This window comes from Azospirillum lipoferum (assembly GCF_024170005.1).
GTDB lineage: Bacteria > Pseudomonadota > Alphaproteobacteria > Azospirillales > Azospirillaceae > Azospirillum > Azospirillum lipoferum.
The window spans coordinates 153,097-173,106 of record NZ_JALJXJ010000001.1 but is presented as its reverse complement, the minus strand read 5'-3'; the positions used below and the strand labels follow the sequence as shown (position 1 = coordinate 173,106).

At 67.0% G+C, this 20,010-nt stretch carries 24 protein-coding genes; 13 read left to right on the top strand and 11 right to left on the bottom strand.

Going from position 1 to position 20,010, the window contains the following annotated elements; all coding sequences use genetic code 11:
- Nucleotides 1-53: 53 nt before the first annotated feature.
- The 8 genes from J2848_RS00865 to J2848_RS00830 all read left to right on the top strand — a co-directional run bounded on the left by J2848_RS00865 (nt 54) and on the right by J2848_RS00830 (nt 6,734).
- Nucleotides 54-668 (top strand): SCO family protein, encoded by a 615-nt coding sequence (locus J2848_RS00865; RefSeq protein WP_149230593.1) that lies wholly within the window; start codon nt 54-56, stop codon nt 666-668.
- A gap of 252 nt (nt 669-920) precedes the next feature.
- On the top strand, nt 921-1,289 hold the full coding sequence (locus J2848_RS00860) for an AtpZ/AtpI family protein (RefSeq protein ID WP_149230592.1): 369 nt from the start codon (nt 921-923) through the stop codon (nt 1,287-1,289).
- A 12-nt stretch (nt 1,290-1,301) separates the two neighbouring features.
- On the top strand, nt 1,302-2,045 hold the full coding sequence (locus J2848_RS00855; RefSeq protein WP_149230591.1) for a F0F1 ATP synthase subunit A: 744 nt from the start codon (nt 1,302-1,304) through the stop codon (nt 2,043-2,045).
- A 79-nt stretch (nt 2,046-2,124) separates the two neighbouring features.
- A complete protein-coding gene (locus tag J2848_RS00850) occupies nt 2,125-2,349 on the top strand; it encodes an ATP synthase subunit C family protein (RefSeq protein ID WP_012973363.1) in 225 nt (74 codons plus the stop codon).
- 93 nt (nt 2,350-2,442) lie between these two features.
- Nucleotides 2,443-3,093, top strand: coding sequence for a F0F1 ATP synthase subunit B family protein (locus J2848_RS00845; RefSeq protein WP_149230590.1), 651 nt, complete (start codon nt 2,443-2,445; stop codon nt 3,091-3,093).
- Nucleotides 3,090-3,569: a F0F1 ATP synthase subunit B family protein gene (locus J2848_RS00840; protein ID WP_149230589.1), complete on the top strand. Its 480-nt coding sequence runs from the start codon at nt 3,090-3,092 to the stop codon at nt 3,567-3,569. The genes J2848_RS00845 and J2848_RS00840 overlap by 4 nt, the downstream gene beginning before the upstream one ends.
- Before the next feature lie 153 nt (nt 3,570-3,722).
- Nucleotides 3,723-4,520, top strand: a complete 798-nt coding sequence (locus J2848_RS00835) for a DODA-type extradiol aromatic ring-opening family dioxygenase (RefSeq protein ID WP_149230588.1) — start codon at nt 3,723-3,725, stop codon at nt 4,518-4,520.
- Between the two features lie 210 nt (nt 4,521-4,730).
- Nucleotides 4,731-6,734, top strand: a complete 2,004-nt coding sequence (locus J2848_RS00830) for a sensor histidine kinase (protein WP_246193752.1) — start codon at nt 4,731-4,733, stop codon at nt 6,732-6,734.
- On the opposite strand, the gene J2848_RS00825 is transcribed toward J2848_RS00830, so the two are convergent.
- From J2848_RS00825 to fdhD, 11 genes are all read right to left on the bottom strand, one after another.
- Nucleotides 6,735-7,424, bottom strand: a complete 690-nt coding sequence (locus J2848_RS00825) for a class II aldolase/adducin family protein (RefSeq protein ID WP_149230586.1) — start codon at nt 7,422-7,424, stop codon at nt 6,735-6,737.
- Nucleotides 7,425-7,513: 89 nt separating this feature from the next.
- Nucleotides 7,514-8,554, bottom strand: coding sequence for a formate dehydrogenase subunit gamma (locus tag J2848_RS00820; protein ID WP_246193751.1), 1,041 nt, complete (start codon nt 8,552-8,554; stop codon nt 7,514-7,516).
- 25 nt (nt 8,555-8,579) lie between these two features.
- A complete protein-coding gene (locus J2848_RS00815) occupies nt 8,580-8,762 on the bottom strand; it encodes a hypothetical protein (RefSeq protein ID WP_149230584.1) in 183 nt (60 codons plus the stop codon).
- A 2-nt stretch (nt 8,763-8,764) separates the two neighbouring features.
- Nucleotides 8,765-9,442: a formate dehydrogenase FDH3 subunit beta gene (gene fdh3B, locus J2848_RS00810; RefSeq protein WP_149230583.1), complete on the bottom strand. Its 678-nt coding sequence runs from the start codon at nt 9,440-9,442 to the stop codon at nt 8,765-8,767.
- An 18-nt stretch (nt 9,443-9,460) separates the two neighbouring features.
- Nucleotides 9,461-12,361, bottom strand: a complete 2,901-nt coding sequence (locus J2848_RS00805; RefSeq protein ID WP_149230582.1) for a formate dehydrogenase subunit alpha — start codon at nt 12,359-12,361, stop codon at nt 9,461-9,463.
- A gap of 14 nt (nt 12,362-12,375) precedes the next feature.
- Complete coding sequence (locus J2848_RS00800; RefSeq protein ID WP_246193750.1) at nt 12,376-12,627, bottom strand: formate dehydrogenase; 252 nt, start codon at nt 12,625-12,627, stop codon at nt 12,376-12,378.
- 17 nt (nt 12,628-12,644) lie between these two features.
- Nucleotides 12,645-13,271, bottom strand: a complete 627-nt coding sequence (locus tag J2848_RS00795; protein ID WP_149230581.1) for a TorD/DmsD family molecular chaperone — start codon at nt 13,269-13,271, stop codon at nt 12,645-12,647.
- 448 nt (nt 13,272-13,719) lie between these two features.
- Entirely contained in the window at nt 13,720-14,226 is a 507-nt protein-coding gene (locus tag J2848_RS00790; RefSeq protein WP_149230580.1) for a DUF3306 domain-containing protein, read from the bottom strand.
- Nucleotides 14,223-14,717, bottom strand: coding sequence for a DUF3305 domain-containing protein (locus J2848_RS00785; protein ID WP_149230579.1), 495 nt, complete (start codon nt 14,715-14,717; stop codon nt 14,223-14,225). Before J2848_RS00785 ends, J2848_RS00790 begins: the two co-directional genes overlap by 4 nt.
- Entirely contained in the window at nt 14,714-15,352 is a 639-nt protein-coding gene (gene mobA / locus J2848_RS00780; protein ID WP_149230578.1) for a molybdenum cofactor guanylyltransferase MobA, read from the bottom strand. Before mobA ends, J2848_RS00785 begins: the two co-directional genes overlap by 4 nt.
- On the bottom strand, nt 15,342-16,238 hold the full coding sequence (fdhD, locus tag J2848_RS00775) for a formate dehydrogenase accessory sulfurtransferase FdhD (RefSeq protein WP_149230577.1): 897 nt from the start codon (nt 16,236-16,238) through the stop codon (nt 15,342-15,344). Before fdhD ends, mobA begins: the two co-directional genes overlap by 11 nt.
- A 126-nt stretch (nt 16,239-16,364) precedes the next feature.
- Between fdhD and J2848_RS00770 the strand changes: the two genes are divergently transcribed.
- The 5 genes from J2848_RS00770 to J2848_RS00755 all read left to right on the top strand — a co-directional run bounded on the left by J2848_RS00770 (nt 16,365) and on the right by J2848_RS00755 (nt 20,003).
- Entirely contained in the window at nt 16,365-17,024 is a 660-nt protein-coding gene (locus J2848_RS00770) for an ABC transporter permease (RefSeq protein ID WP_412506235.1), read from the top strand.
- A gap of 106 nt (nt 17,025-17,130) precedes the next feature.
- Entirely contained in the window at nt 17,131-17,991 is an 861-nt protein-coding gene (locus J2848_RS00765; protein WP_149230575.1) for an ABC transporter substrate-binding protein, read from the top strand.
- A 298-nt stretch (nt 17,992-18,289) separates the two neighbouring features.
- Nucleotides 18,290-18,685: a helix-turn-helix domain-containing protein gene (locus J2848_RS36080; RefSeq protein WP_211103075.1), complete on the top strand. Its 396-nt coding sequence runs from the start codon at nt 18,290-18,292 to the stop codon at nt 18,683-18,685.
- Entirely contained in the window at nt 18,618-18,839 is a 222-nt protein-coding gene (locus J2848_RS00760; protein ID WP_211103085.1) for a hypothetical protein, read from the top strand. Before J2848_RS36080 ends, J2848_RS00760 begins: the two co-directional genes overlap by 68 nt.
- Nucleotides 18,840-19,004: 165 nt before the next feature.
- Nucleotides 19,005-20,003 carry an NAD-dependent epimerase/dehydratase family protein gene (locus J2848_RS00755; protein ID WP_149230574.1) on the top strand — a complete coding sequence of 333 codons (999 nt, stop codon included), beginning with the start codon at nt 19,005-19,007 and terminating at the stop codon, nt 20,001-20,003.
- The last annotated feature ends 7 nt before the right edge of the window (nt 20,004-20,010 follow it).

Sequence of the window (20,010 nt, the reverse complement as noted above, 5' to 3'; positions counted from 1 at the left end):
GTAGCCGCGCCCCTCTTGACCTGGGAGGCGGGCGGCCCCATTCCTGACGGACCATGAAGACACGACTCCTGCGCATCGCCGCCGCCTCCGTCCTCGCCATCGCCGTGTCCGCCGGAATCGCCTGGTGGCAGGTGCGCAGCGCCACCACCACGGTGGAGAGCGGCGCGAAGTCCGCCGTACCCATCGGCGGTCCCTTCACGCTGACCGACCAGTCGGGCAAGGCGGTCACCGACACCGATTTCCGCGGCAAGTATATGCTGATCTATTTCGGCTATACCTACTGCCCCGACGTCTGCCCGACCGAACTGGGGGTGATGACCCAGGCACTCGACCAGCTGGGGCCGAAAGCGGAGCAGGTCCGTCCGGTTTTCATCACGATCGACCCGGACCGCGACACTGTGGCGCACATGAAGGACTATGTGGCGCTGTTCCACCCCCGGATGGTCGGGCTGACCGGCACGCCGGAGCAGGTGCGGGACGCCGCACGCGCCTATCGCGTCTATTATGCGAAGGCGCCGCAAAAGGATGGAAAACCGGACGAGTACCTGATGGATCACTCCAGCTTTATTTACCTGATGGGGCCGGACGGGAAATTCGTCGGGGTGTATCCGGGCGGCACCGGCGCCGACAAGATCGTGCAGGATCTCTCGTCGCGCATCGCGGGCTGATCGGGCCGGACCGGGGGCGGACCGGGCGAAAAGCGGCGGAAAAACCCTGAAAAGCGGTCATACCACCGGGTTTTTTCGCATGCTGGAGCGGGACAACGCGCCGCAGCGCGGCAAAATCGATGACTTTTCGGCTCTTTTCTATTCTTTTCAACGACTTACACCACAGGTTTTGCGACTTGACAGGGTAGCGCCCCGCCCGTATGGTCTCGCCGCTTTCGCATGGCTGCGAGCCAGGAGAGATTGAGAGGCGGAATGAACAACAAATCGCCCCCCGATCCCCTGGATGACCTCGAAGCCCGGTTGCGGAAGGCGCGTGAGGGACAGCGCGGCTGGTCGGGCGGACCCGGTAGCAAATACCACCGTCCGCCGCAGGGCGCTCTCGGCACCGCCTGGCGCATCGGGACGGAGTTGGTTGCGGCCATGATCGTCGGCGTCGGTGGCGGGCTTCTGCTCGACCGCTGGCTCGGCACCGCGCCCTGGGGACTGATCGTCATGTTCTTCCTGGGGGCTGCGGCGGGAGTGCTGAACGTCTACCGGGCCGTCACCGGCTTCGGCATCGCCGCCGGCTACCGCCGGCCCCCTGGGGACGACAACGAGCGCCAAGACGGCGACGCACACTGAGCGAGGACGACCTTGGATCCGCTGCACCAGTTCCAAATCAATTCGTTGTTCCAGATCGTGCTCGGCGGCTACGACGTGTCCTTCACGAACTCGGCCTTCTTCATGGTCGTGGCCGTGGCGGCGATCTACGCCCTGCTGGTCATGGGCGTGGCGAACAAGTCGATGGTTCCGGGCCGCCTGCAGTCGCTGGCCGAGATGTTCTACGAGTTCGTCGCGAACCTGGTGCGCGACAACGCCGGCCACGACGCCAAGCCTTACTTCCCGTTCGTGTTCTCGATCTTCATGTTCGTGCTGATCGGCAACATGATCGGCATGATCCCCTACACCTTCACCTTCACCAGCCACATCATCGTGACCTTCGCGCTGGCGGCGACGGTGTTCGTGTTCGTGACCATCCTGGCCCTGCTGAAGCATGGCCTGCACTTCTTCTCCTTCTTCATGCCGCATGGCGCTCCGGTGGCACTCGCCCCGATCCTCATCCCGATCGAGGTGATCTCCTACGTGATGCGCCCCGTCAGCCTCTCGATCCGACTGTTCGCCAACATGATGGCCGGTCACACGATGCTGAAGGTCTTCGCCGGCTTCACGGTCATGATGATCAGCGGCATGGGCGCGCTGGGCTTCGTCACCGGCCTCGTCCCGCTGGCGATCAACGTCGCCCTGACCGGCTTCGAGTTCCTGGTGGCTTTCCTGCAAGCCTACGTCTTCTCGATCCTGACCTGCCTGTACATCCGCGACGCCCTGGAACTGCACTGAGCAGCGCCTGACGATCGCCGGACTTCAGTTCACCAAACAGTTCCAACAAGTTCACCCTTACCTAGAGGAAGAGAGTACTATGGATCCTCAAGCCGCCAAGTTCATCGGTGCCGGTCTGGCCGTTATCGCCCTCGCCGGTGTCGGCCTGGGTATCGGCAACATCTTCTCGACCCTGATCGGCTCGATCGCCCGCAACCCGGCCGTCCAGCCGAAGGTCTTCCCGATCGGCATTCTGGGCTTCGCGCTGACGGAAGCCGTCGCGCTGTTCGCCCTGCTGATCGCCTTCCTGATCCTGTTCGCCTAAGGCCAGAGCGGCTTTCAAAAAAACAGCTCTGACGCGGCGCCGGGCTTCTTCAACGAAGTTTCGGCGCCGCTCCTTTGCCTAGGGGGACCGATCATGCCGAACCTGTTGGCCAAAGGCCGGCTGGCCCGCTGGTCGGGCGTGGCGGGCGCTTCGCTCGCTACCCTCACCACGATGGCCGGCACCGTCCTGGCGGCCGCGGCGGAGCACGCTCCGAACGCGGCGCACGGCGGCGAGCACGCTTCCGGCGGCCTGCCGCAGCTCAATCCCGCCAATTTCCCGACCCAGATCTTCTGGCTGGCTCTGACCTTCGGCGTTCTCTACTACCTCATGTCCAAGAAAGCGCTCCCGCGCGTAGCAGAGGTTCTGGAAGCGCGTCAGGAGCGCATTTCGCGCGATCTGGCCAAGGCCGCCCAGCTGAAGGAAGAGGCCGAGGCCATCCTGGCCCAGGTCGAGAAGTCCCTCGCCGGCGCCCGCGCCGAGGCCCAAGGCGTCATTGCCGAGGCCGCTGCCGGGATCGAGGCGAACAACCAGGCCCGTCAGGCCCAGCTGAACGCCGACATCGCCGAACGGCTGCGCACCGCCGAAGCGTCCATCGCCACGGCGAAGGAACAGGCCCTGGCCAACATCCGCGCCGAGTCGACCGGCATCGTCCGCGACATCACCAGCCGTCTGGCCGGCGTCGACGTCGATCAGGCCCAGGCGGACGCCGCCGTCGCGGCCGTGCTTGAGGAGCGCCGGGGATGAACGCACCTGAATTTTGGGTCGCAATCGCCTTCGTCATCTTCGTGGCTCTGGTCTGGAAGAAGGCGTCTGCCGCCATCGGTACCGCGCTGGATGGCCGCGCCGAGCGCATCCGCTCCGAACTGGACGAGGCCGAGCGTCTTCACAAGGACGCCCAGGCCCTGCTGAACGGCTACCAGAGCCGTCTGGCCGACGCCAAGAAGGAAGCGGAGGCCGTTCTGGCCCACGCCCGCGAGGAAGCCGCCCGTCTACAGGCCCAGGCCGGTTCCGATCTGGAAGCGTCGCTGAAGCGCCGTGAGGCCCAGGCCATGGATCGCATCGCCCAGGCGGAAGCCGCGGCGCTGGCCGAGGTCCGCAACCTGACGGTCGACGTCGCCATCGGCGCCAGCCAGCGCGTCCTGGCCGGCGGTCTGCCGGCGGCCCAGGCCGACAAGCTGATCGAGCAGTCGATCGGCGAGCTGCCGAAGCACCTGCACTGATCGGTCAGCCTACGGTGTTTGGCCGCAACGATTGTTGCGGTGCGAACAACGGACTTTAGAAAAACCCCGGCCTTGGCGCCGGGGTTTTTCTTTGGTCGAATAGAACGGTCGCTCCCTACCTCCCCCATCGCCCGGCCGGAGTTCCGTTCACCGATGTCCGACACCACTGCGTTTCCCTCCGTCTTCGTCTCCCATGGCGCCCCCACGCTGATCCTGGAGAACAGCGCCGGCCGCGACTTCCTTGCCGGGCTGGGACGCAAGCTCGGCCGGCCGAGCGCCATCCTGGCGGTCTCGGCCCATTGGACCACCCGGGTACCGGCCGTCAGCGGGGCGAGGGCGCCTGAGACCGTCCATGATTTCTACGGATTTCCGGATGCGCTCTACCGCATGCGCTACCCCGCGCCGGGGGCACCGGCACTGGCGGAACGCGCGGCGCAACTGACCGGTGCCGCCGTCGATCCGTCGCAGGGGCTGGACCATGGCGCCTGGGTGCCGCTGATGCTGATGTATCCGGAGGCCGACATCCCGGTGGCTCAGTTCTCGGTGATGCCCTATCGCAGTGCCGCCGACCACATTGCGCTCGGCCGACTGCTGGAGCCCCTGCGGCGCGAGGGCGTGCTGATCCTGGCCAGCGGCGGTGCGGTGCACAATCTGCGGGAGTTCCGCTTCGGCGGTAACAGTGCCGCCCCCTGGGCGACCAACTTCGCCGGCTGGCTGGATAAAACACTGGAGGCCGGCGACACCGATGCCGTCGGCAACTGGCTGGAGGCGTGCCCGAACGCCCGCCGCGCTCATCCCACCGACGAGCATTTCCTGCCGCTGCCTGTGGCTCTGGGGGCCGCCGGGCCGCAGCCGAAGACCGCGCGGCTGCATGCCGGCTTCGAACATGGCAGCCTGGGCATGCACGCCTATGCCTTCACCGCCCACAACGCTGCGGGAGATGCCGCCTGACCTTTGGCGGTACTCCGTCGCACACTTGTCTGTTTGCCTGAGGGGATAGCCAAGCTACAATCCGCGCGCGCGGCGACCGGCCCGCTCAATGCTTGTCTCAATGGTTGTGGCCGGTCGGATGCGGAAATCGTCAGCACAGCGCGAGCGGGAGTCGGTGTGAAGCGGAACGGCATTCTGTCCCCAAGCGGCCGCCGGACCCGATTCCGCGACATGACCGTGTCGGCGCGGGTCGGCACCGGCTTCGGCATTGCGCTTGGTCTGGTGGTCCTGCTGGCCCTGGTCGGGCTCGGCTGGTTCTACGCGGTATCGCGCGACATCGGCGCCTTCTCCGGCCGGGCCGACCTGTCGCAGGTGGCGGCGGACGCCGACGTCAGCCTGCGCGACATGGAAGTCGCGGTGCGTGACCATCTGACCTTCGGTGACGACCAGAGCCTCCTCGACGCCTCCTGGCGGCATGACACGCTGCGCGAACGGCTGGATGCGCTGTCGAAGGATGTGGTGGAGAGTGCCGATCGCCAGGGCGTCGGCAAGGCCCGCGCCGCGCTAGAGGATTACTGGGCGGCGGTGCAGAAGCTGATCGCGTTGCGCAACGACCGCAACGGCCAGATGACCGGCGTGCTGGAGCCGCTGGTGGCGGAGACCCGCCGCAAGCTGGACCAGCTCAAGAATGCCGGCGGCGTCGATTCGACGGCGCTGGCCAGCGATGCCGCCATCGCCACCCTGCTGATGCAGGAGCATCTGACCCGCTACGTCGACCGCCGCGATCCGCAGGATGCCGAGGCGATGCGTAGCCAACTGGCCGCCGCCCGTGACCGGCTGGCGGAAATGAACCGCTATCTCTGGGTGCCCGGCACCAAGCAGTCGATCGACGAGGTCACCGCCCTGCTGGCGAAGGCCGGCGGGGTGCTGTCGGCCATCGAAAGCTCAGTGGTCGAGGAAGACAATCTGCGTGCCGATGCGATGGCCGCCAACGCCGCCGGCATCGCCGCCAATCTGGGCGAAATCCGCCGCCGGGCGGAGGCCGGTACCCAGGCGTTGCGCGGCACGCTGACCAGCGGCCTGTCCGGCTACACCAGCGTGGCGCTGTGGATCGGCGGGCTGATTGTGCTCGCCGGGCTCGTCGCGCTGTGGCTGGTGCAGCGCAGCATCGCCGTTCCGGTGAAGACGATGGCGACCGCGGTGTCGGCGCTGGCCGCCGGGCGCACCGACCTGACGCTGCCGGCACTGACCGGACAGGACGAGATCGCCGCCATGGCCCGCGCGGTGGAAGCGCTGCGCGGCAGCGCCGAGGACACCGAGCGCGAGCGCCGCGAGGCGGAGATCGAGCACACCCGCCTGTTGCGCGAGAAGGCGCTGGCCGAGGCTGCGAGCCGGGCCAAGAGCGACTTCCTGGTCAATATGGGCCATGAGCTGCACGGCCCGCTGACCGAGATCGTCAATGCCAGCCAGGCGCTGATGACCGACCTGCACCGGCTGGGCGTCGACGAGCTGGCGACCGATGTCGAGCATATCCAGTGGACCGGTGAACAGCTGACCGGCCTGGTCGACGCCATCCTCGATTATGCCAAGGTCGAGGCCGGGGCGATGGACGTCTGTCTACAGGATTTCGACGTCAACCGGCTGCTGACCGAGGCGCGGGAACGGTCGATGCCGGCCGCCGACCTCTACGGCAACACGCTGGATCTGTCGGCCGCTGCCGGGCTCGGCCAGATGCATTCGGACTTCACCAAGGTGCGGCAGACGCTGCTGAACCTGCTGGACAATGCCTGCAAGTTCACCCAGGACGGCATGGTCACTCTGTCGGCCGAGACGGTGGAGCGTGATGGCGCCCGTTGGTACCGCTTCACCGTCGCCGACACCGGCCGCGGCTTTCCCACCACGCAGACCGGCCGGCTGTTCCAACCCTTCGTCCAGGGAGCCGGCAATGGAGCCGTGGCGACCCGCGGCCAGGGCAAGCCGCGCGGCGCCGGGCTGGGGCTGACGCTGGTCGGACATTACACCGCCATGCTGGGCGGCGACATCGAGGTGGCGAGCGAGCCCGGCCAGGGTACCCGCATCACCATCGCCCTGCCCGCCGTCTATGAACCGCCGGCGGAGGAGCGCCCGTTGCAGGTGGAAGCGGCGGGCAATGCCAAGCCGCTGCTGCGTGTCGCGGCACTGAAAGCCGCCGGTCATCTCGCCGGCAGCACCTCGATGACGCAGATCGGTCCTTAATCAGGAGCGCGGACGCGCCGTATCCTCCGGCGCGTCGTTGCCGCCGACCGGTTGGCCGTACTTCGTCCGCCGCATCTTCTCGGCCACCCGCGCGATCTCGTCGGGGGGCAGGATCACCGGTTCGCCGAACTGCTGGGCATAGAGGTACTGGCGGGCCAGCGTCTCGACCTCCACCGCCAGCGACAGGGCGGACTGGACGCTGCTGCCCAGCACGATCATGCCGTGATTGGCCAGCAGGCAGGCGAGTCGCCCCTCCAGCGCCGTCAGGGCGTGGTCGGACAGCTCCTGCGTGCCGAAGGTGGCGTAGGGCGCGCAACGGATCGAATCGCCGCCGGCCAAGGCCACCATGTAATGGAAGGATGGGATGGCGCGGCCATGCACCGCCAGCGCGGTGGCGAAGGTCGGGTGGGCATGCAGCACCACAGTCACGTCGGGCCGCGCCCGCAGGATGTCGCGGTGGATGCGCCATTCCGACGAGGGGCGGCGGTCACCGAGATAGGTGCCGTCGAAGCCCATCTCGACGATGTCGGCCTGGGTCATGACGTCATAGGGCATGCTGGTCGGCGTGACCAGGAAACCGCCATCGACCCTGTGCGACAGGTTGCCCGACATGCCCTGGTTGATGCCCAGCCGGTTCATGGCAAGGCATCCGTCGATCACGGCCTGACGTTCGGTAAGGTAGGAGGTCATGGCGGGCGCATCCGGGATGATGGGAGCGCCAAAGGGGCCACGGATTATAATGGGGGTCAAGGGGGGCTCAGCCAGCCCCTTCAACCACTCTACTCCGCCGGCGTCCCGTGATGCCCGTGGCGCACCTTCTCGCCGGTCACTTCCTCGACCCACAGCGAGTGGTGCTCGCGCGCCCATTGCAGTTCGACCTGACCGTCGCCCATGGCGTCGAACGCACCCTCCATGCCGACGGAGCCGATGTAGATGTGCGCCAGGATAATGGCGATCATGATCACGGCGATCGCAGCATGGGCCAGCTGATAAAGCTGCAACTCCTCCAGCGTGGCAAAGCTGAACGGGAAGACCAGCTGCACGCCGGTGAAGCCCAGCGCCGCGCCGCCGACCACCGTCGACCAGAAGATGACTTTCTGGCCGCCGTTGAACTTGTGGGCCGGCGGGTGAACGCCCTTGGAAAACAGGCCGCCCGCCTTCAGGAACCAGGTCAGGTCATGGCGCGACGGGATATTGTGGTGCGACCACATGACGAAGATCAGCGCCACGCCCAGGATGAAGGCGAAGCCCAGGAAGTTGTGCGCCAGCTTGCCGTAATGGGTCAGCGCGGCGAAGGGCTCCGGCCCGATCAGCGGTAGCAGCGTGTGGCGGCCGTACAGCACGTTCAGCCCGGAAATGGCGAGCACGACGAAGCTGCCGGCGGTCATCCAGTGGACGCCGCGTTCGAAGGCATTGAAGCGCTGGATGGTGCGACCGGTCTTCTCGCCGTCGATGCGGATGCGCCCGCGGACCAGGAAGAACAGCGCCAGCAGAGCCAGGATGCCGCCCAGCACCCAGGAGCCATACTGGCTCAGCGGGCCGTTGCGCACGGCGCGCCACGCCTCGCCTTCCGACTGGATGAGGACGCCGGCCTGCTTGTTGGGAATGGAGACGGTGCCCTGCTCGCCTAGTCGGATGTCATGCCAGCTGTCGCCCCGGCTCTGGCCCGGGATCTGGGTCGGCACCATCGGCCCGTCGCGGTCGACCTGCTGCTCCGCCACCGGACCGCCGACGCGGACGCTGGACTGGGCGGCGGCCGGCAGCGCGAAGCCACCGGCAAGACCGATCCCAAACAGCAGAGCGGCGAGAGCCGACTTCATGCGATGACCTTCCATCGGACGCTCCCTATCGCACAGCCTGATAGGCGGTACGCTGTTGCAGCGCCCGCAACTGCTCGGCGGTCAGCGGCGTGTCGACCGCGCCTTGGTAGACGCCCTTGTCCAGATGGACCGGACGCGGCGCCCCGTCCTCCTGGCAACCGGCCAGCAGGACGACGGCGCCGAACACCAACAGGACGGTCCGCGTCACCGTCACAGCCCCTGCTTCTGCACAGGCAGACCGCCGGCCGCACCACCGGTGCCCTGGAACAGCGAGCCTCCGGGCTGGCCGCGCTCCTGACCCGACTTGGTCTGATAGGCGGTGCCCCAGCCCCAGGCGCCCGAGCCGAAGCCGCGGGCGGCAACGCGCTCGCGATAGATGTCCGACACCTTGTCGGCATCGCCGGCCAGCAGCGCCTTGGTCGAGCACATCTCGGCGCAGAGCGGCAGCTTGCCTTCGGCCAGACGGTTGCGGCCGTACTTCTTGAACTCGGCCTCCGAATTGTCGGGCTCGGGACCGCCGGAGCAGAAGGTGCATTTGTCCATCTTGCCGCGGGTGCCGAAATTGCCGGCCTGCGGGTACTGCGGCGCCCCGAACGGGCAGGCGTAGAAGCAGTAGCCGCAGCCGATGCACAGATCCTTGTTGTGCAGGACCACGCCTTCGGCGGTCTGGTAGAAGCAGTCGACCGGGCAGACCGCCTTGCAGGGCGCGTCGGAACAATGCATGCAGGCGACCGAGATCGTCCGCTCCCCCGGCTTGCCGTCGTTGATGGTGACGACGCGGCGGCGGTTGATGCCCCAGGGAACCTCGTTCTCGTTCTTGCAGGCGGTGACACAGGCGTTGCACTCGATGCAGCGTTCGGCGTCGCACAGGAATTTCATCCGGGCCATGGTTCAAACTCCCGCGCGTCAGGCCGCCTGGATGCGGCAAAGGGTGGTCTTGGTTTCCTGCATCTGGGTCACCGAATCGTAGCCGTAGGTGGTCGCCGTGTTGGCGGCCTCGCCCAGCACGATCGGGTCGGCCCCGGCCGGGTATTTGGAGCGCAGATCCTGCCCCTGGTACACGCCGCCGAAATGGAAGGGCATGAAGGCGACGCCGCGGCCGACCCGTTCGGTCACCATGGCCTTGACCTTCACCTTGCCCTTCTCGGGGCCCTCGACCCAGACCAGCTGGCCGTCCTTGACGCCGGCATTGTTGGCGTCGAACGGGTTGATCTCGACGAACATGTCCTGCTGCAGCTCGGCCAGCCAGGGGTTCGAACGGGTCTCGTCGCCGCCGCCCTCATATTCGACCAGACGGCCGGAGGTGAGGATGATCGGATACTCCTTCGACACGTCGCGGTCCTGGATGGACTTGTAGAGCGTCGGAACACGCCAGGACTTGGTGTCCTTGTAGGTCGGATAGCTGGCGACCAGATCGCGGCGCGGGGTGTAGAGCGGCTCGCGGTGGATCGGAACCGGGTCCGGGAAGTTCCAGGCGATGCAGCGGGCCTTGGCATTGCCCGGCGGGTTCAGCCCGTGCTTGATCGCCACGCGCTGGATGCCGCCGGATAGATCGGTGGTCCAGGAGACGGCGCCGATCTTGTCGCCGCCGATCTTCTGGATGACCGCCAGTTCCTCCGGCGTCAGGTCCGCCTCGAAGCCCAGCTTCTGGAGCATCGCCATGGTGACTTCCGGATAGCCGTCCTTGATCTCCGACCCTTCCGGATAGGAGCCCTCCGCCAGCAGCGTCACGCCGTTGCGCTCGACGCCGAAGCGGGCGCGGAAGGCGCCGCCGCCCTCGGCGACCGGCAGCGAGGTGTCGTAGAGGTTGGCGGAGCCCGGATGCTTCATTTCCGGCGTGCCCCAGCAAGGCCAGGGCAGGCCGAAGTAATCACCATCGCACGGACCGCCGACGGCGCGCAGGGTCGTCTTGTCGAAGGTCGCCTGATGCTGCATGTGCAGCTTCAGACGCTCCGGCGACTGGCCGGTATAGCCGACCGACCACATGCCGCGGTTCCATTCGCGGGTGATGTCCTCGACCAGCGGTTCGTTGCCGTTAACCTTGATGTTCTTGACCAGATCCGCCGCGAAGCCGAACTTCTTGGCGAAGAGATACATGATCTCGTGGTCGGTCTTCGCTTCGAACAGCGGCTCGACGATCTTGTCGCGCCACTGCACCGAACGGTTCGACGCCGTGGCGGAGCCGGAGGTCTCGAACTGGGTCGCGGCCGGCAGCAGGTAGAAATCATTCTTGCGGTCGGGCAGAACCGCGGTCATCGTCGGATAGGGATCGACGACGACCAGCAGTTCCAGCTTCTCCATCGCCTTCTTCATGTCAGGCAGACGGACCTGGCTGTTCGGCGCGTGGCCCCAGAAGACCATGCCCTTCAGCGGGTTGGGCTGGTCGAGATTCTCCTTGGCCTCCAGCACGCCGTCGAACCAGCGCGACACCGGGATGCCGGTGCTCTCCATCAGCGCCTTGGAGCCGAAACGCTTCAGGATGCTGTCATAGGGGAGATCCCAGACCCGCGCCCAGTGACGCCACGCGCCCTCGGCCAGCCCGTAATAGCCGGGCAGGCTGTCGGAGGTGACGCCGAAGTCGGTCGCACCCTGCACGTTGTCGTGGCCGCGGAAGATATTGGTGCCGCCGCCCGACACGCCGACATTGCCCAGCGCCAGCTGAAGCACGCAATAGGCGCGCGTGTTGTTGTTGCCGATGTGGTGCTGGGTGCCGCCCATGCACCAGACCAGCGTGCCCGGACGGTTGGAGGCCAGGGTGCGGGCGACGCGCTGCAGCTGCGAACCGGGAACGCCGGTGACGCGCTCGACTTCCTCGGGCGTCCATTTGGCGACCTCGGCGCGGATGTCGTCGAAGCCGTAGACGCGCTTGGCGATATAGTCCTTGTCCTCCCAGCCGTTCTGGAGGATGTGCCAGAGGATGCCCCAGACCAGCGCCACGTCGGTGCCGGGACGGAAGCGGATATATTCGTTGGCGTGGGCGGCGGTGCGGGTGAAGCGTGGATCGGCGACGATCAGCGGGGCGGCGTTCTGCTCCTTTGCCTTCAGCACATGCATCATGGCGACAGGATGCGCCTCAGCGGCATTCGAGCCGATGAAGAACAGCGCGCGCGACTTCTGGATGTCGTTGTAGCTGTTCGTCATGGCGCCGTAGCCCCAGACATTCGCCACGCCGGCCACGGTGGTGGAGTGGCAGATGCGCGCCTGATGGTCGACGTTGTTGGTGCCCCAGAGTGCGGCGAACTTGCGGAACAGATAGGCCTGCTCGTTGCTGTGCTTGGCCGAACCGAGCCAGAACACCGAATCCGGGCCGGACTGCTCGCGGATCGCCAGCAGCTTGGAGCCGACCTCCTCGATCGCCTGGTCCCAGCTGATCCGGGTCCACTTGCCGTCGACCATCTTCATCGGATAGCGCAGCCGGCGCTCGCCATGGGCGTGCTCGCGCACCGAGGCGCCCTTGGCGCAGTGCGAGCCCAAGTTGATCGGGCTGTCGAAGCCGGGCTCCTGCCCGATCCAGACGCCGTTCTGCACCTCGGCCACCACGGTGCAGCCGACCGAACAGTGGGTGCAGACCGACTTGACCTGCTTCACCGGTGCACCGGCGACGGCCGCCGCGGTGGCGGCGTCGGCCTTCTTCACCATGCCGAAGGGCATCGCGGACGCCAGCGCGGCGCCACCGGCGGCGATGCCGGAGGTGCGCAGGAAGGCGCGGCGGTCCACTGTAACGCCGGTGGCGGTCGCCAGCGTCTGGGTCAGGGTACGGGCGAGGTGGCGGCCGCCGGAGGTGGCCGAGCTTTTCTTGATGAGCATCGGGGGCGTTCCTCTTAGAAGCGGCTGACTTCGTAGACCTTCCGGACATGGTCGGTCTCGCGGTAGCCCGTGGAGGCCGTCTCTGCCGGAGCAGCCTCGGCCGCGCCGCCGGTGGCGGTTACGCCGGCCGCGACTGCACCCAGTGCGCCGACGCCGAGACCGGCGACGCGGAACAGGTCGCGCCGGGCCAGAGACGTGTCCTTGCCCTGAATGTCCGTGTTCCGCTTGGCAGCTTCATCCGTGGCTGTGACCGCGTTCCGCGTCATGGCTTCGCTCCTCACCTTCAGGCCGCAAGGTCGAAGGCACGCGCCTCGACCGCCAGAAAACTCCGTCCGACCGCGCCGACCGCCCGATAGAAGCGGGCCGAGGGCGAGGTCTCCAAATCCGCGAAGAACCGCCCGGCCCAGGAGCCGATGTGGCGGTCGAAAAAGGTCCGCTGCCCGTCGAGCCCGACGATGCCGCCGTCCTCCGGCGCGAATTCGCCGACGATCAGGCCGGCCATCATCTCGCACAGGGCGGCGACGTGGTCTTCCGGTTCCGACACGCCGTCGGCACGGGCGATGCCCAGCCGCGCCATGTCGGCGCGCAGCTCCGCCAGCGGCTTCTCGTTCAGGAAACCGGTCAGGTAGAAGGACCCGTAGGGGGTGCGCTCGCTGCCGCCGACGCCGATGAAGAGGGTGGTGAACTCCTCGTCGACCGCCGCCGGGTCGCTACCGCGTGCCGCTTCGGCCAACTGCTCAAGGGCCGCGCCGAACTCGCCGCCCTCCCCCGCCAATTCACCCAGCGCGGTCAGGAACGCGCCATCGGGTGCACGCGCGAGCAGACGCGCCAGCAGGGCATAGACCTGCGCACGGAATAGTTCCTCCTCCGCAATCGCAGGAGGGACGGTGTGATCGACGGCCCTGGACACGCGCCGCAAACTCCTCCCGGACACACAGGACAGGGGCATCGGCGCCTGCGGTCCTGCCGCGCGCCGTTTTTGGAACCGGTCCATCACCCCTTTTGATGCACCTGCGAAAAGCTGTTGCCTTACAGTGGCTTAGCAATTCACGGCCAGATAATAAAAGGACTGAACCTATCCTTTTGTCAACTAAGGACGCGCCGGGAAGTGGGGACAAATGAAACTTTATCGCGGCGTTATGCTCACGCTAACAGAGCGCCCCTGAGTTTTGAGGGGGTCTAAACTGGCGCGGCGATCCGTCGCATTTTGAAAGCGATTTTGCGAGGGGGTACGTTTGGGAGAAATCCCCCTCTCCCTCGGGGAGAGAGTCGGTGTGAGGGCGAGGCCTGGGGTGGATGAATAGGGCGACGGGGATTGCGCGCGGATCGATAAGGCCTCGCTGTGCATCCCCTTCACCCTAACCCTCTCCCGGGGGGGGAGAGGGGATTGGCGGTTGGGAAGCAGGGGTGTCCTCCGCGACGACTTCGGCTTCGCCCCCCTCCGCCACCTCGTCCAGTGTGTCGAGGAAGCCCTTGCCGACACGGTACAGAGTCTTCACAGGAACGCCGCCGGTGAACAGGCTGGCATAGTCGTCGGCGTAGTCCTTCAGTCCGTCGTCGTTGGCGTAGATCGGGTCGGAGGTCCACAGCTTGCGCAGAGCCTGCCGGTGCAGATCCTCCGGCACCTCTGCGCGCAGGAAGGGAGTGAAGTCGGAGTCGCCGGTCAGTTCCTCGACCGGCGGCAAATCCTTCAGCGGGTCTCCGGCCTCTGGTGGGGCAGGATCGACCGGGCTCTCGTCGGCAACGGCAACGGGAAGCTCCGCAGCCTCATCGACCGGTGGGGGAAGGTCGGCAGGGGTTGACTCCGGCTTGACCGCCGTGCGTTTCAGGCGCGACCAGCGTGACAGGAAGGCTTCGCCGCTCACCGTTGCCGGTCCTCCTTCTCGAAGTGGCGCTTGCGCTCCCGCTTGTGAAAGGGGACGTCGACATGATGCTGCTCGACGAAGTCACGGACCAGCGCGATCACCTCCGCCGGCATCGGCACCGTCTCCACCACGTCCGCTCCGACCTGATAGCCCTCCCCTTCATGGGCCGACGCGGTGACGGTGAAGGGCACCAGTTCCTCCCCATCCGCGCCGGGGCGCATCACCACCCACAGGCGCGGCGGCTCCTGCGACAGGTTCAGCCGATAGCCCTCGGTGTCGGTGCGGAACAGCTCCAGCATCAGGGTGGCGGCGTGGCTGTGGGTCCAGCCGTCGCCCTCCATCAACAGGCGGCCGGACGGGTCAACCGGCCCGGCGCCGGGAATGACCGAGACCGGGCGCCAGCTCCAGTCGGCCCAGGCGGTCACGCCGCGGCGGCGCTCCACCACGATGCCCAGCGGCATCGTCTCTATACGGTCCAGCTTTTCCGTCATGACGCGTGTCCCGATGCCAGCAGGCGTTCCGCCTCGGCCAGATCCTCCGGCCGGTTGGTGTTGAAGAAGGGGTCGACCGGATCGATAGCGAAATCGGCAACGGCCAGACGGTAGCGGGCGGTCCAGGCATCGACCTTGCGGACACCCTCCTCCACCATGGCGCCGCGCAGGTCGCCGGCCAGACGGATCGGCCACAGCCCGAAGACCGGGTGGTCCTGCCCGCCGGAACGGGCGCAGGCGAGGTCGGCACCCTCCCGCTCCAGCGCCGCCACCATCCGGGTGACGAGGTCGCGCGGGATGAAGGGCGCGTCGGTGGCGAAGCTGGCGACCCAGCCGATGCCGGGGGCGGTGCCGCGCAGCCACTCCATGCCGGTCAGCACGCCGGCGAGCGGGCCGGCATAGCCCTCCACCACATCCGCCGCCACCGGCAGATGGAGGTGGGTGAAGCGGGCCGGATCGCCGTTGGCGTTCAGCACCAGCGGCCCTACCTGCGGCCGGACGGTGGCGACGATGCGTTCCAGGATGCTGCGGTCGCCCAGCGGCCGCAGGCACTTGTCGCCGCCGCCCATCCGGCGCGACAGGCCGCCGGCCAGCAGGACGCCGCCAATGTCGGGGTGAGCGGAGTTAGTCGTCATCGCGGCTTCCCTTGCGTGCGTGCCGGGGGTTCTCGTCGTCGGCCCCGGCGGCATCGGTCCCAACGGCATTGGTATCGAACACCAGCCGGTCGGTGCCGGCCAGCGCGATGAAGCGCTTGCCCTTGGCCCGGCCGACCAGAGTCAGGTTGGCCTGCAGCGCCAGCTGCACGCCCCAGGCGGTGAAGCCGGAGCGCGAGATCAGGATCGGAATGCCCATCTGTACCGTCTTGATGACCATCTCGGATGTCAGGCGGCCGGTGGTGTAGAAAATCTTATCCTCGGCGGAAATGCCGTTCAGGTGCATGTAGCCGGCGACCTTGTCCACCGCGTTGTGGCGGCCGACATCCTCCATATAGATCAGCGGCCGGTCCTCCTGGCACAGCACGCAGCCATGGATGGCTCCGGCCTCCAGATACAGGCTGGGCTGCAGGTTGATCTGCCTGGACAGCGCGTAGATCCACGACGTGCGGAGCCTCAGGTCGGCAGGCAGATGGACGGATTCGAAGGTCTCCATCACGTCGCCGAAGGCGGTGCCCTGGGCGCAGCCGGAGGTCAGCGTCTTCTTCTTGAGCTTCGCTTCGTAATCGGTCGCACGCTCGGTGCGGACGACGACGGTATCCGTCTCCTCGTCCACGTCGATGCCGGTGATGCGGTCGTCACGCCGCAGCATGTTCTGGTTCAGCAGATAGCCGACGGCCAGACAGTCCGGATAGTCGCCGATCGTCATCATGGTGACGATCTCCTGCCCGTTCAGGTACAGGGTCAGCGGCCGTTCGACCGTCACGGCGGTCTCGATCTCGCGGCCGTCCTGGTCCAGGCCGCGGACACGCTCGGTCAGCTTGGGGTTCGCCGGATCCGGCGCTATGGTGAAGGTCTTCAGGCTCATGGTCGGGCTCATGCGCGCGAGTGTGGGCGAGCGGCGTCCGTCGGACAAGCCCTCGCCGAAGCGAATTCGAAAAGTGATTTGGACTCCATGCAGGATTTTTCCCAAGCCCTGGCCGTGGCTTTTTCCATGATTCTGTCGATGGACGACGGGCTGATGCGGATCATCGGCCTGTCGCTGCGCGTCAGCCTGTCCGCCGTCGCCATCGCCACGCTGATCGGGCTGCCGCTGGGGGCTGCCGTCGCGGCACTCAGCTTTCCCGGCCGGCGCGCCGTCGCCATCGCGCTGAACACGATGATGGGACTGCCGCCGGTGGTGGTCGGGCTGGTGGTCTATCTGCTGCTTTCGCGCTCCGGCCCGTTCGGGGTGCTGGGGCTGCTGTTCACGCCGACGGCGATGATCATCGCCCAGACGGTGATGATCGTGCCGATCGTCGCCTCCCTCGCCCGGCAGACGGTAGAGGATCTGCTGGTCGAGTATGACGATTTGCTGCGCGTCACCGGCGCCGGCCCGGTCCGCCGGCTGGCCACCCTGCTGGCCGAGGCGCGCTGGAGCCTCGTCACCACCGTGCTGGCCGGCTTCGGACGCGCCTCGGCGGAGGTGGGGGCGGTGATGATCGTCGGCGGCAACATCGAGCATGTAACCCGCGTCATGACCACCGCCATCGCGCTGGAGACCAGCAAGGGCGACCTGCCGATGGCCCTGGGGCTGGGCATGGTGCTGATGACTCTGTCGCTGACGGTCAATCTCGCCGCCTCCCTGCTGACGGAGACGGCCGGACGGGCCTGATCGGATGGCCTGCGACCGAATGGACGGAAGCTTGGCAAGTCTTTGCAGGACCGTCCCGACTGCGCTATGCCAGTCGGGCAACAACGCATGTGGGAGGATTTGAGGGATGCTGCGCCGTTCATTCGTGCTGGGCGTGCTGGGCTGTGCCGCCGCTGCGGCCCTGACCGGTCTGGTCCAGGCCGCCGCCCCGTCCGCCGCGCTGGCCGCCGACCGCTTCATCACGGTCGCCTCCACCACCTCGACCGAGGATTCGGGCCTGTTCGGCTCGCTCCTGCCGAAATTCACCGCCAGGACGGGGATCGAGGTGCGGGTCGTCGCCAAGGGCACCGGTCAGGCCATCGACCTCGCCAAGCGCGGCGACGCCGACGTGCTGTTCGTCCACCACAAGCCGTCGGAGGAGAAGTTCGTCGCCGAAGGCTTCGCACCCGTGCGCAAGCCGGTGATGTACAACGACTTCGTCATCGTCGGTCCGGCCAGCGATCCGGCCGGCGTCAAGGGCAGCAAGGACGTTGCCGAGTCCCTGTCGAAGATCGCCCAGGCCAAGGCTCCCTTCGTGTCGCGCGGCGACGACAGCGGCACGCACAAGGCCGAACTCGCGCTGTGGAAGACCGCCAATCTCGACCCGACCAAGGCCGACGGAGGCTGGTACCGCTCGATCGGCCAGGGCATGGGTCCGACGCTGAACACCGCTGCTGCGATGAACGGCTATGCCCTGACCGACCGCGGCACCTGGCTGAACTTCAAGAACCGCGGCCCGCTGACGGTGCTGGTGGAGGGCGACAAGCGCCTGTTCAACCAGTATGGCGTGATGCTGGTCAACCCGGCCAAGTTCAGCCACGTCAAAGCGGCCGACGGCCAGACCTTCGTCGACTGGCTGGTGTCGGCCGAAGGGCAGAAGGCGATCGCCGACTACACCATCAACGGTGAGCAGCTGTTCTTCCCCAACGCCAACGAACCGGGGGCGTAACGGGAAGCAGGCTTTGATGGCCTTGGCGAAGGCAGCGGCGGGATCTTCATCAAGCCGTCTGCAAAGATCCGCGATCCGCAGAAATTCTCCGCCACCGCCCTGATGCCGAACCGTCGGGCGCAAATGCCCGGCGTCCGGGCGGCGATCGAATTCCTGGCAAAGCGACTGTGCGAGACGGCCGGCTGAACCAACGTCAGCGGAACCTGCGGCTTCTGCGCCACAACCGCCAAGACCTTGCCTCGGCTGCCAAGCGAGGTGAGGATGTCCAGGATCTCGGAAAGCGGAGCGGGTCCATCCCATGGCGACACAGGCATTCGGTCGGGTCCTGCGGCGCCTGCGCGTGTTGCGCGGCATGAAGCAGGGCCATCTTGCGGAATTGCTCGGCGTAACGCAGGCCACCGTCTCCCGCTGGGAGCGCGGGGAGTTGCCGATGGCACCGGACCGGATCGCCGCGGCGGAGCGGCTGCTGGCCGCACCTCCCGTCGCGTCGCAGGACGCGGCGTTGCGGCGGCTGGTGGAGACGTCGCCCCTCAAGCTCCATATGATCTGCGACCACACGCACCGGCTGCTCGCCGGCCCGCCGGGCGGAATGGCGGGGCGACCCGTCGGATTTCCTTGGCCGCTCGTTGCTGGTCTATGCCTCGCCGGCCATCCTGGCGGCGGAAGACGGTCTCGATGCACTCGGCTGGCATGAGGGTCAGTGCGCTTCGCTCACCATCGACACCGGGGACAATGGCGACGCTCTGCTGCCGATCCGCCCCAGCCGTGCCCTGTGGGAGCGGTTGCTGCTCGCCGACGGCAGCCCGGCACGCTTGGTGACCACCCTGCCCCGCGAACAGCACGGATAACTGAAAACCAAGGGCCGGTCAGATGCTTCGCTCTGCACCTGACGGAGTCCGGCCCCCTCTGATGCATATTTTATACGTGGCCGCCGTGCGGGGCGGTCGCTAGCCTTCGCCCATACAGCCATGCCGTCTACGGACGGGGAGTGGCAGACAGGGAAGCGGCCAGCGATGACCAATCTCGTAACCGGCAGTTCTGGTCATCTGGGCGAGGCCCTCATGCGTCACCTGCGCGCAGAGGGCAGGTTGGCGGACGGCCTCGACGTGAGGCCTTCCTCCTTCACCCGCCATGTGGGCTCCATCGCCGACCGTGCGGTCTTGCGCGGATGCCTGCGCGGAGTCGAGGTGGTCTATCACACCGCCACGCTCCACAAGCCCCATGTCAAAACCCACAGCCGTCAACAGTTCATCGACACCAACCTGACCGGCACACTGGCCCTGCTGGAGGAGTCGGTGGCGGCCGGTGTCCGGGCTTTTGTCTTCACCAGCACCACCAGCGCATTCGGCGACGCCCTCACCCCGGCCGAGGGCGAACCGGCGGTCTGGATCACCGAAGAGGTGACGCCGGTGCCCAAAAACATCTACGGCGTGACCAAGGTCGCAGCGGAAAGCCTGTGCGAGCTGTTCGCCCGCCGCCACGGCCTGCCGGTGATCGTGCTGCGCACCTCCCGCTTCTTCCCCGAACCGGACGACGACCCGGCGGTGCGCAACCTCTACGACACCGCGAACGCCCAGGCGAACGAGCTGCTGAATCGCCGTACCGATCTCGCCGACATCGTGACCGCACACCTCCTCGCCGCCCGGCGGGCGCCGGAGATCGGCTTCGGCCGTTACATCATCTCCGCCACCACCCCCTTCACCCCCGACGATCTGCCGGCTCTGCGCCAGGACGCCGCCGCCGTCGTTCGCCGCCTTTTCCCGGATGCTGCCGCGCTGTATGCCGCGCGGGGATGGCGGCTGTTCCCCAGCATCGACCGGGTCTATGTCAACCAGCGCGCCCGGAACGATCTGGGTTGGCGCCCCCACCATGATTTCCGCCGAATGCTGGACAGCCTTGCGACCGGCACCGACTTCCGCAGCCCGGTTGCTCTGGTGGTGGGCAGCAAGGGGTACCATGACGAAGCCTTCGCGGAGCGGCCATATCCGCTGAACGGAGACGGCCTGCCCTGATGCTCGA

Bases quoted from the DNA above. Each gene is read 5' to 3' on its own strand.
- J2848_RS00765 (WP_149230575.1), top strand. From the start codon at position 17,131: ATGCTGCGCCGTTCATTCGTGCTGGGCGTGCTGGGCTGTGCCGCCGCT.
- J2848_RS00770 (WP_412506235.1), top strand. From the start codon at position 16,365: ATGATTCTGTCGATGGACGACGGGCTGATGCGGATCATCGGCCTGTCG.
- J2848_RS00800 (WP_246193750.1), bottom strand. From the start codon at position 12,627: ATGACGCGGAACGCGGTCACAGCCACGGATGAAGCTGCCAAGCGGAAC.
- J2848_RS00820 (WP_246193751.1), bottom strand. From the start codon at position 8,554: ATGAAGTCGGCTCTCGCCGCTCTGCTGTTTGGGATCGGTCTTGCCGGT.
- J2848_RS00805 (WP_149230582.1), bottom strand. From the start codon at position 12,361: ATGCTCATCAAGAAAAGCTCGGCCACCTCCGGCGGCCGCCACCTCGCC.
- J2848_RS00755 (WP_149230574.1), top strand. From the start codon at position 19,005: ATGACCAATCTCGTAACCGGCAGTTCTGGTCATCTGGGCGAGGCCCTC.
- J2848_RS00850 (WP_012973363.1), top strand. From the start codon at position 2,125: ATGGATCCTCAAGCCGCCAAGTTCATCGGTGCCGGTCTGGCCGTTATC.
- J2848_RS00830 (WP_246193752.1), top strand. From the start codon at position 4,731: ATGACCGTGTCGGCGCGGGTCGGCACCGGCTTCGGCATTGCGCTTGGT.
- J2848_RS36080 (WP_211103075.1), top strand. From the start codon at position 18,290: ATGGCGACACAGGCATTCGGTCGGGTCCTGCGGCGCCTGCGCGTGTTG.
- J2848_RS00840 (WP_149230589.1), top strand. From the start codon at position 3,090: ATGAACGCACCTGAATTTTGGGTCGCAATCGCCTTCGTCATCTTCGTG.
- mobA (WP_149230578.1), bottom strand. From the start codon at position 15,352: ATGACGACTAACTCCGCTCACCCCGACATTGGCGGCGTCCTGCTGGCC.
- J2848_RS00825 (WP_149230586.1), bottom strand. From the start codon at position 7,424: ATGACCTCCTACCTTACCGAACGTCAGGCCGTGATCGACGGATGCCTT.
- fdhD (WP_149230577.1), bottom strand. From the start codon at position 16,238: ATGAGCCTGAAGACCTTCACCATAGCGCCGGATCCGGCGAACCCCAAG.
- J2848_RS00865 (WP_149230593.1), top strand. From the start codon at position 54: ATGAAGACACGACTCCTGCGCATCGCCGCCGCCTCCGTCCTCGCCATC.
- J2848_RS00785 (WP_149230579.1), bottom strand. From the start codon at position 14,717: ATGACGGAAAAGCTGGACCGTATAGAGACGATGCCGCTGGGCATCGTG.
- fdh3B (WP_149230583.1), bottom strand. From the start codon at position 9,442: ATGGCCCGGATGAAATTCCTGTGCGACGCCGAACGCTGCATCGAGTGC.
- J2848_RS00835 (WP_149230588.1), top strand. From the start codon at position 3,723: ATGTCCGACACCACTGCGTTTCCCTCCGTCTTCGTCTCCCATGGCGCC.
- J2848_RS00860 (WP_149230592.1), top strand. From the start codon at position 921: ATGAACAACAAATCGCCCCCCGATCCCCTGGATGACCTCGAAGCCCGG.
- J2848_RS00845 (WP_149230590.1), top strand. From the start codon at position 2,443: ATGCCGAACCTGTTGGCCAAAGGCCGGCTGGCCCGCTGGTCGGGCGTG.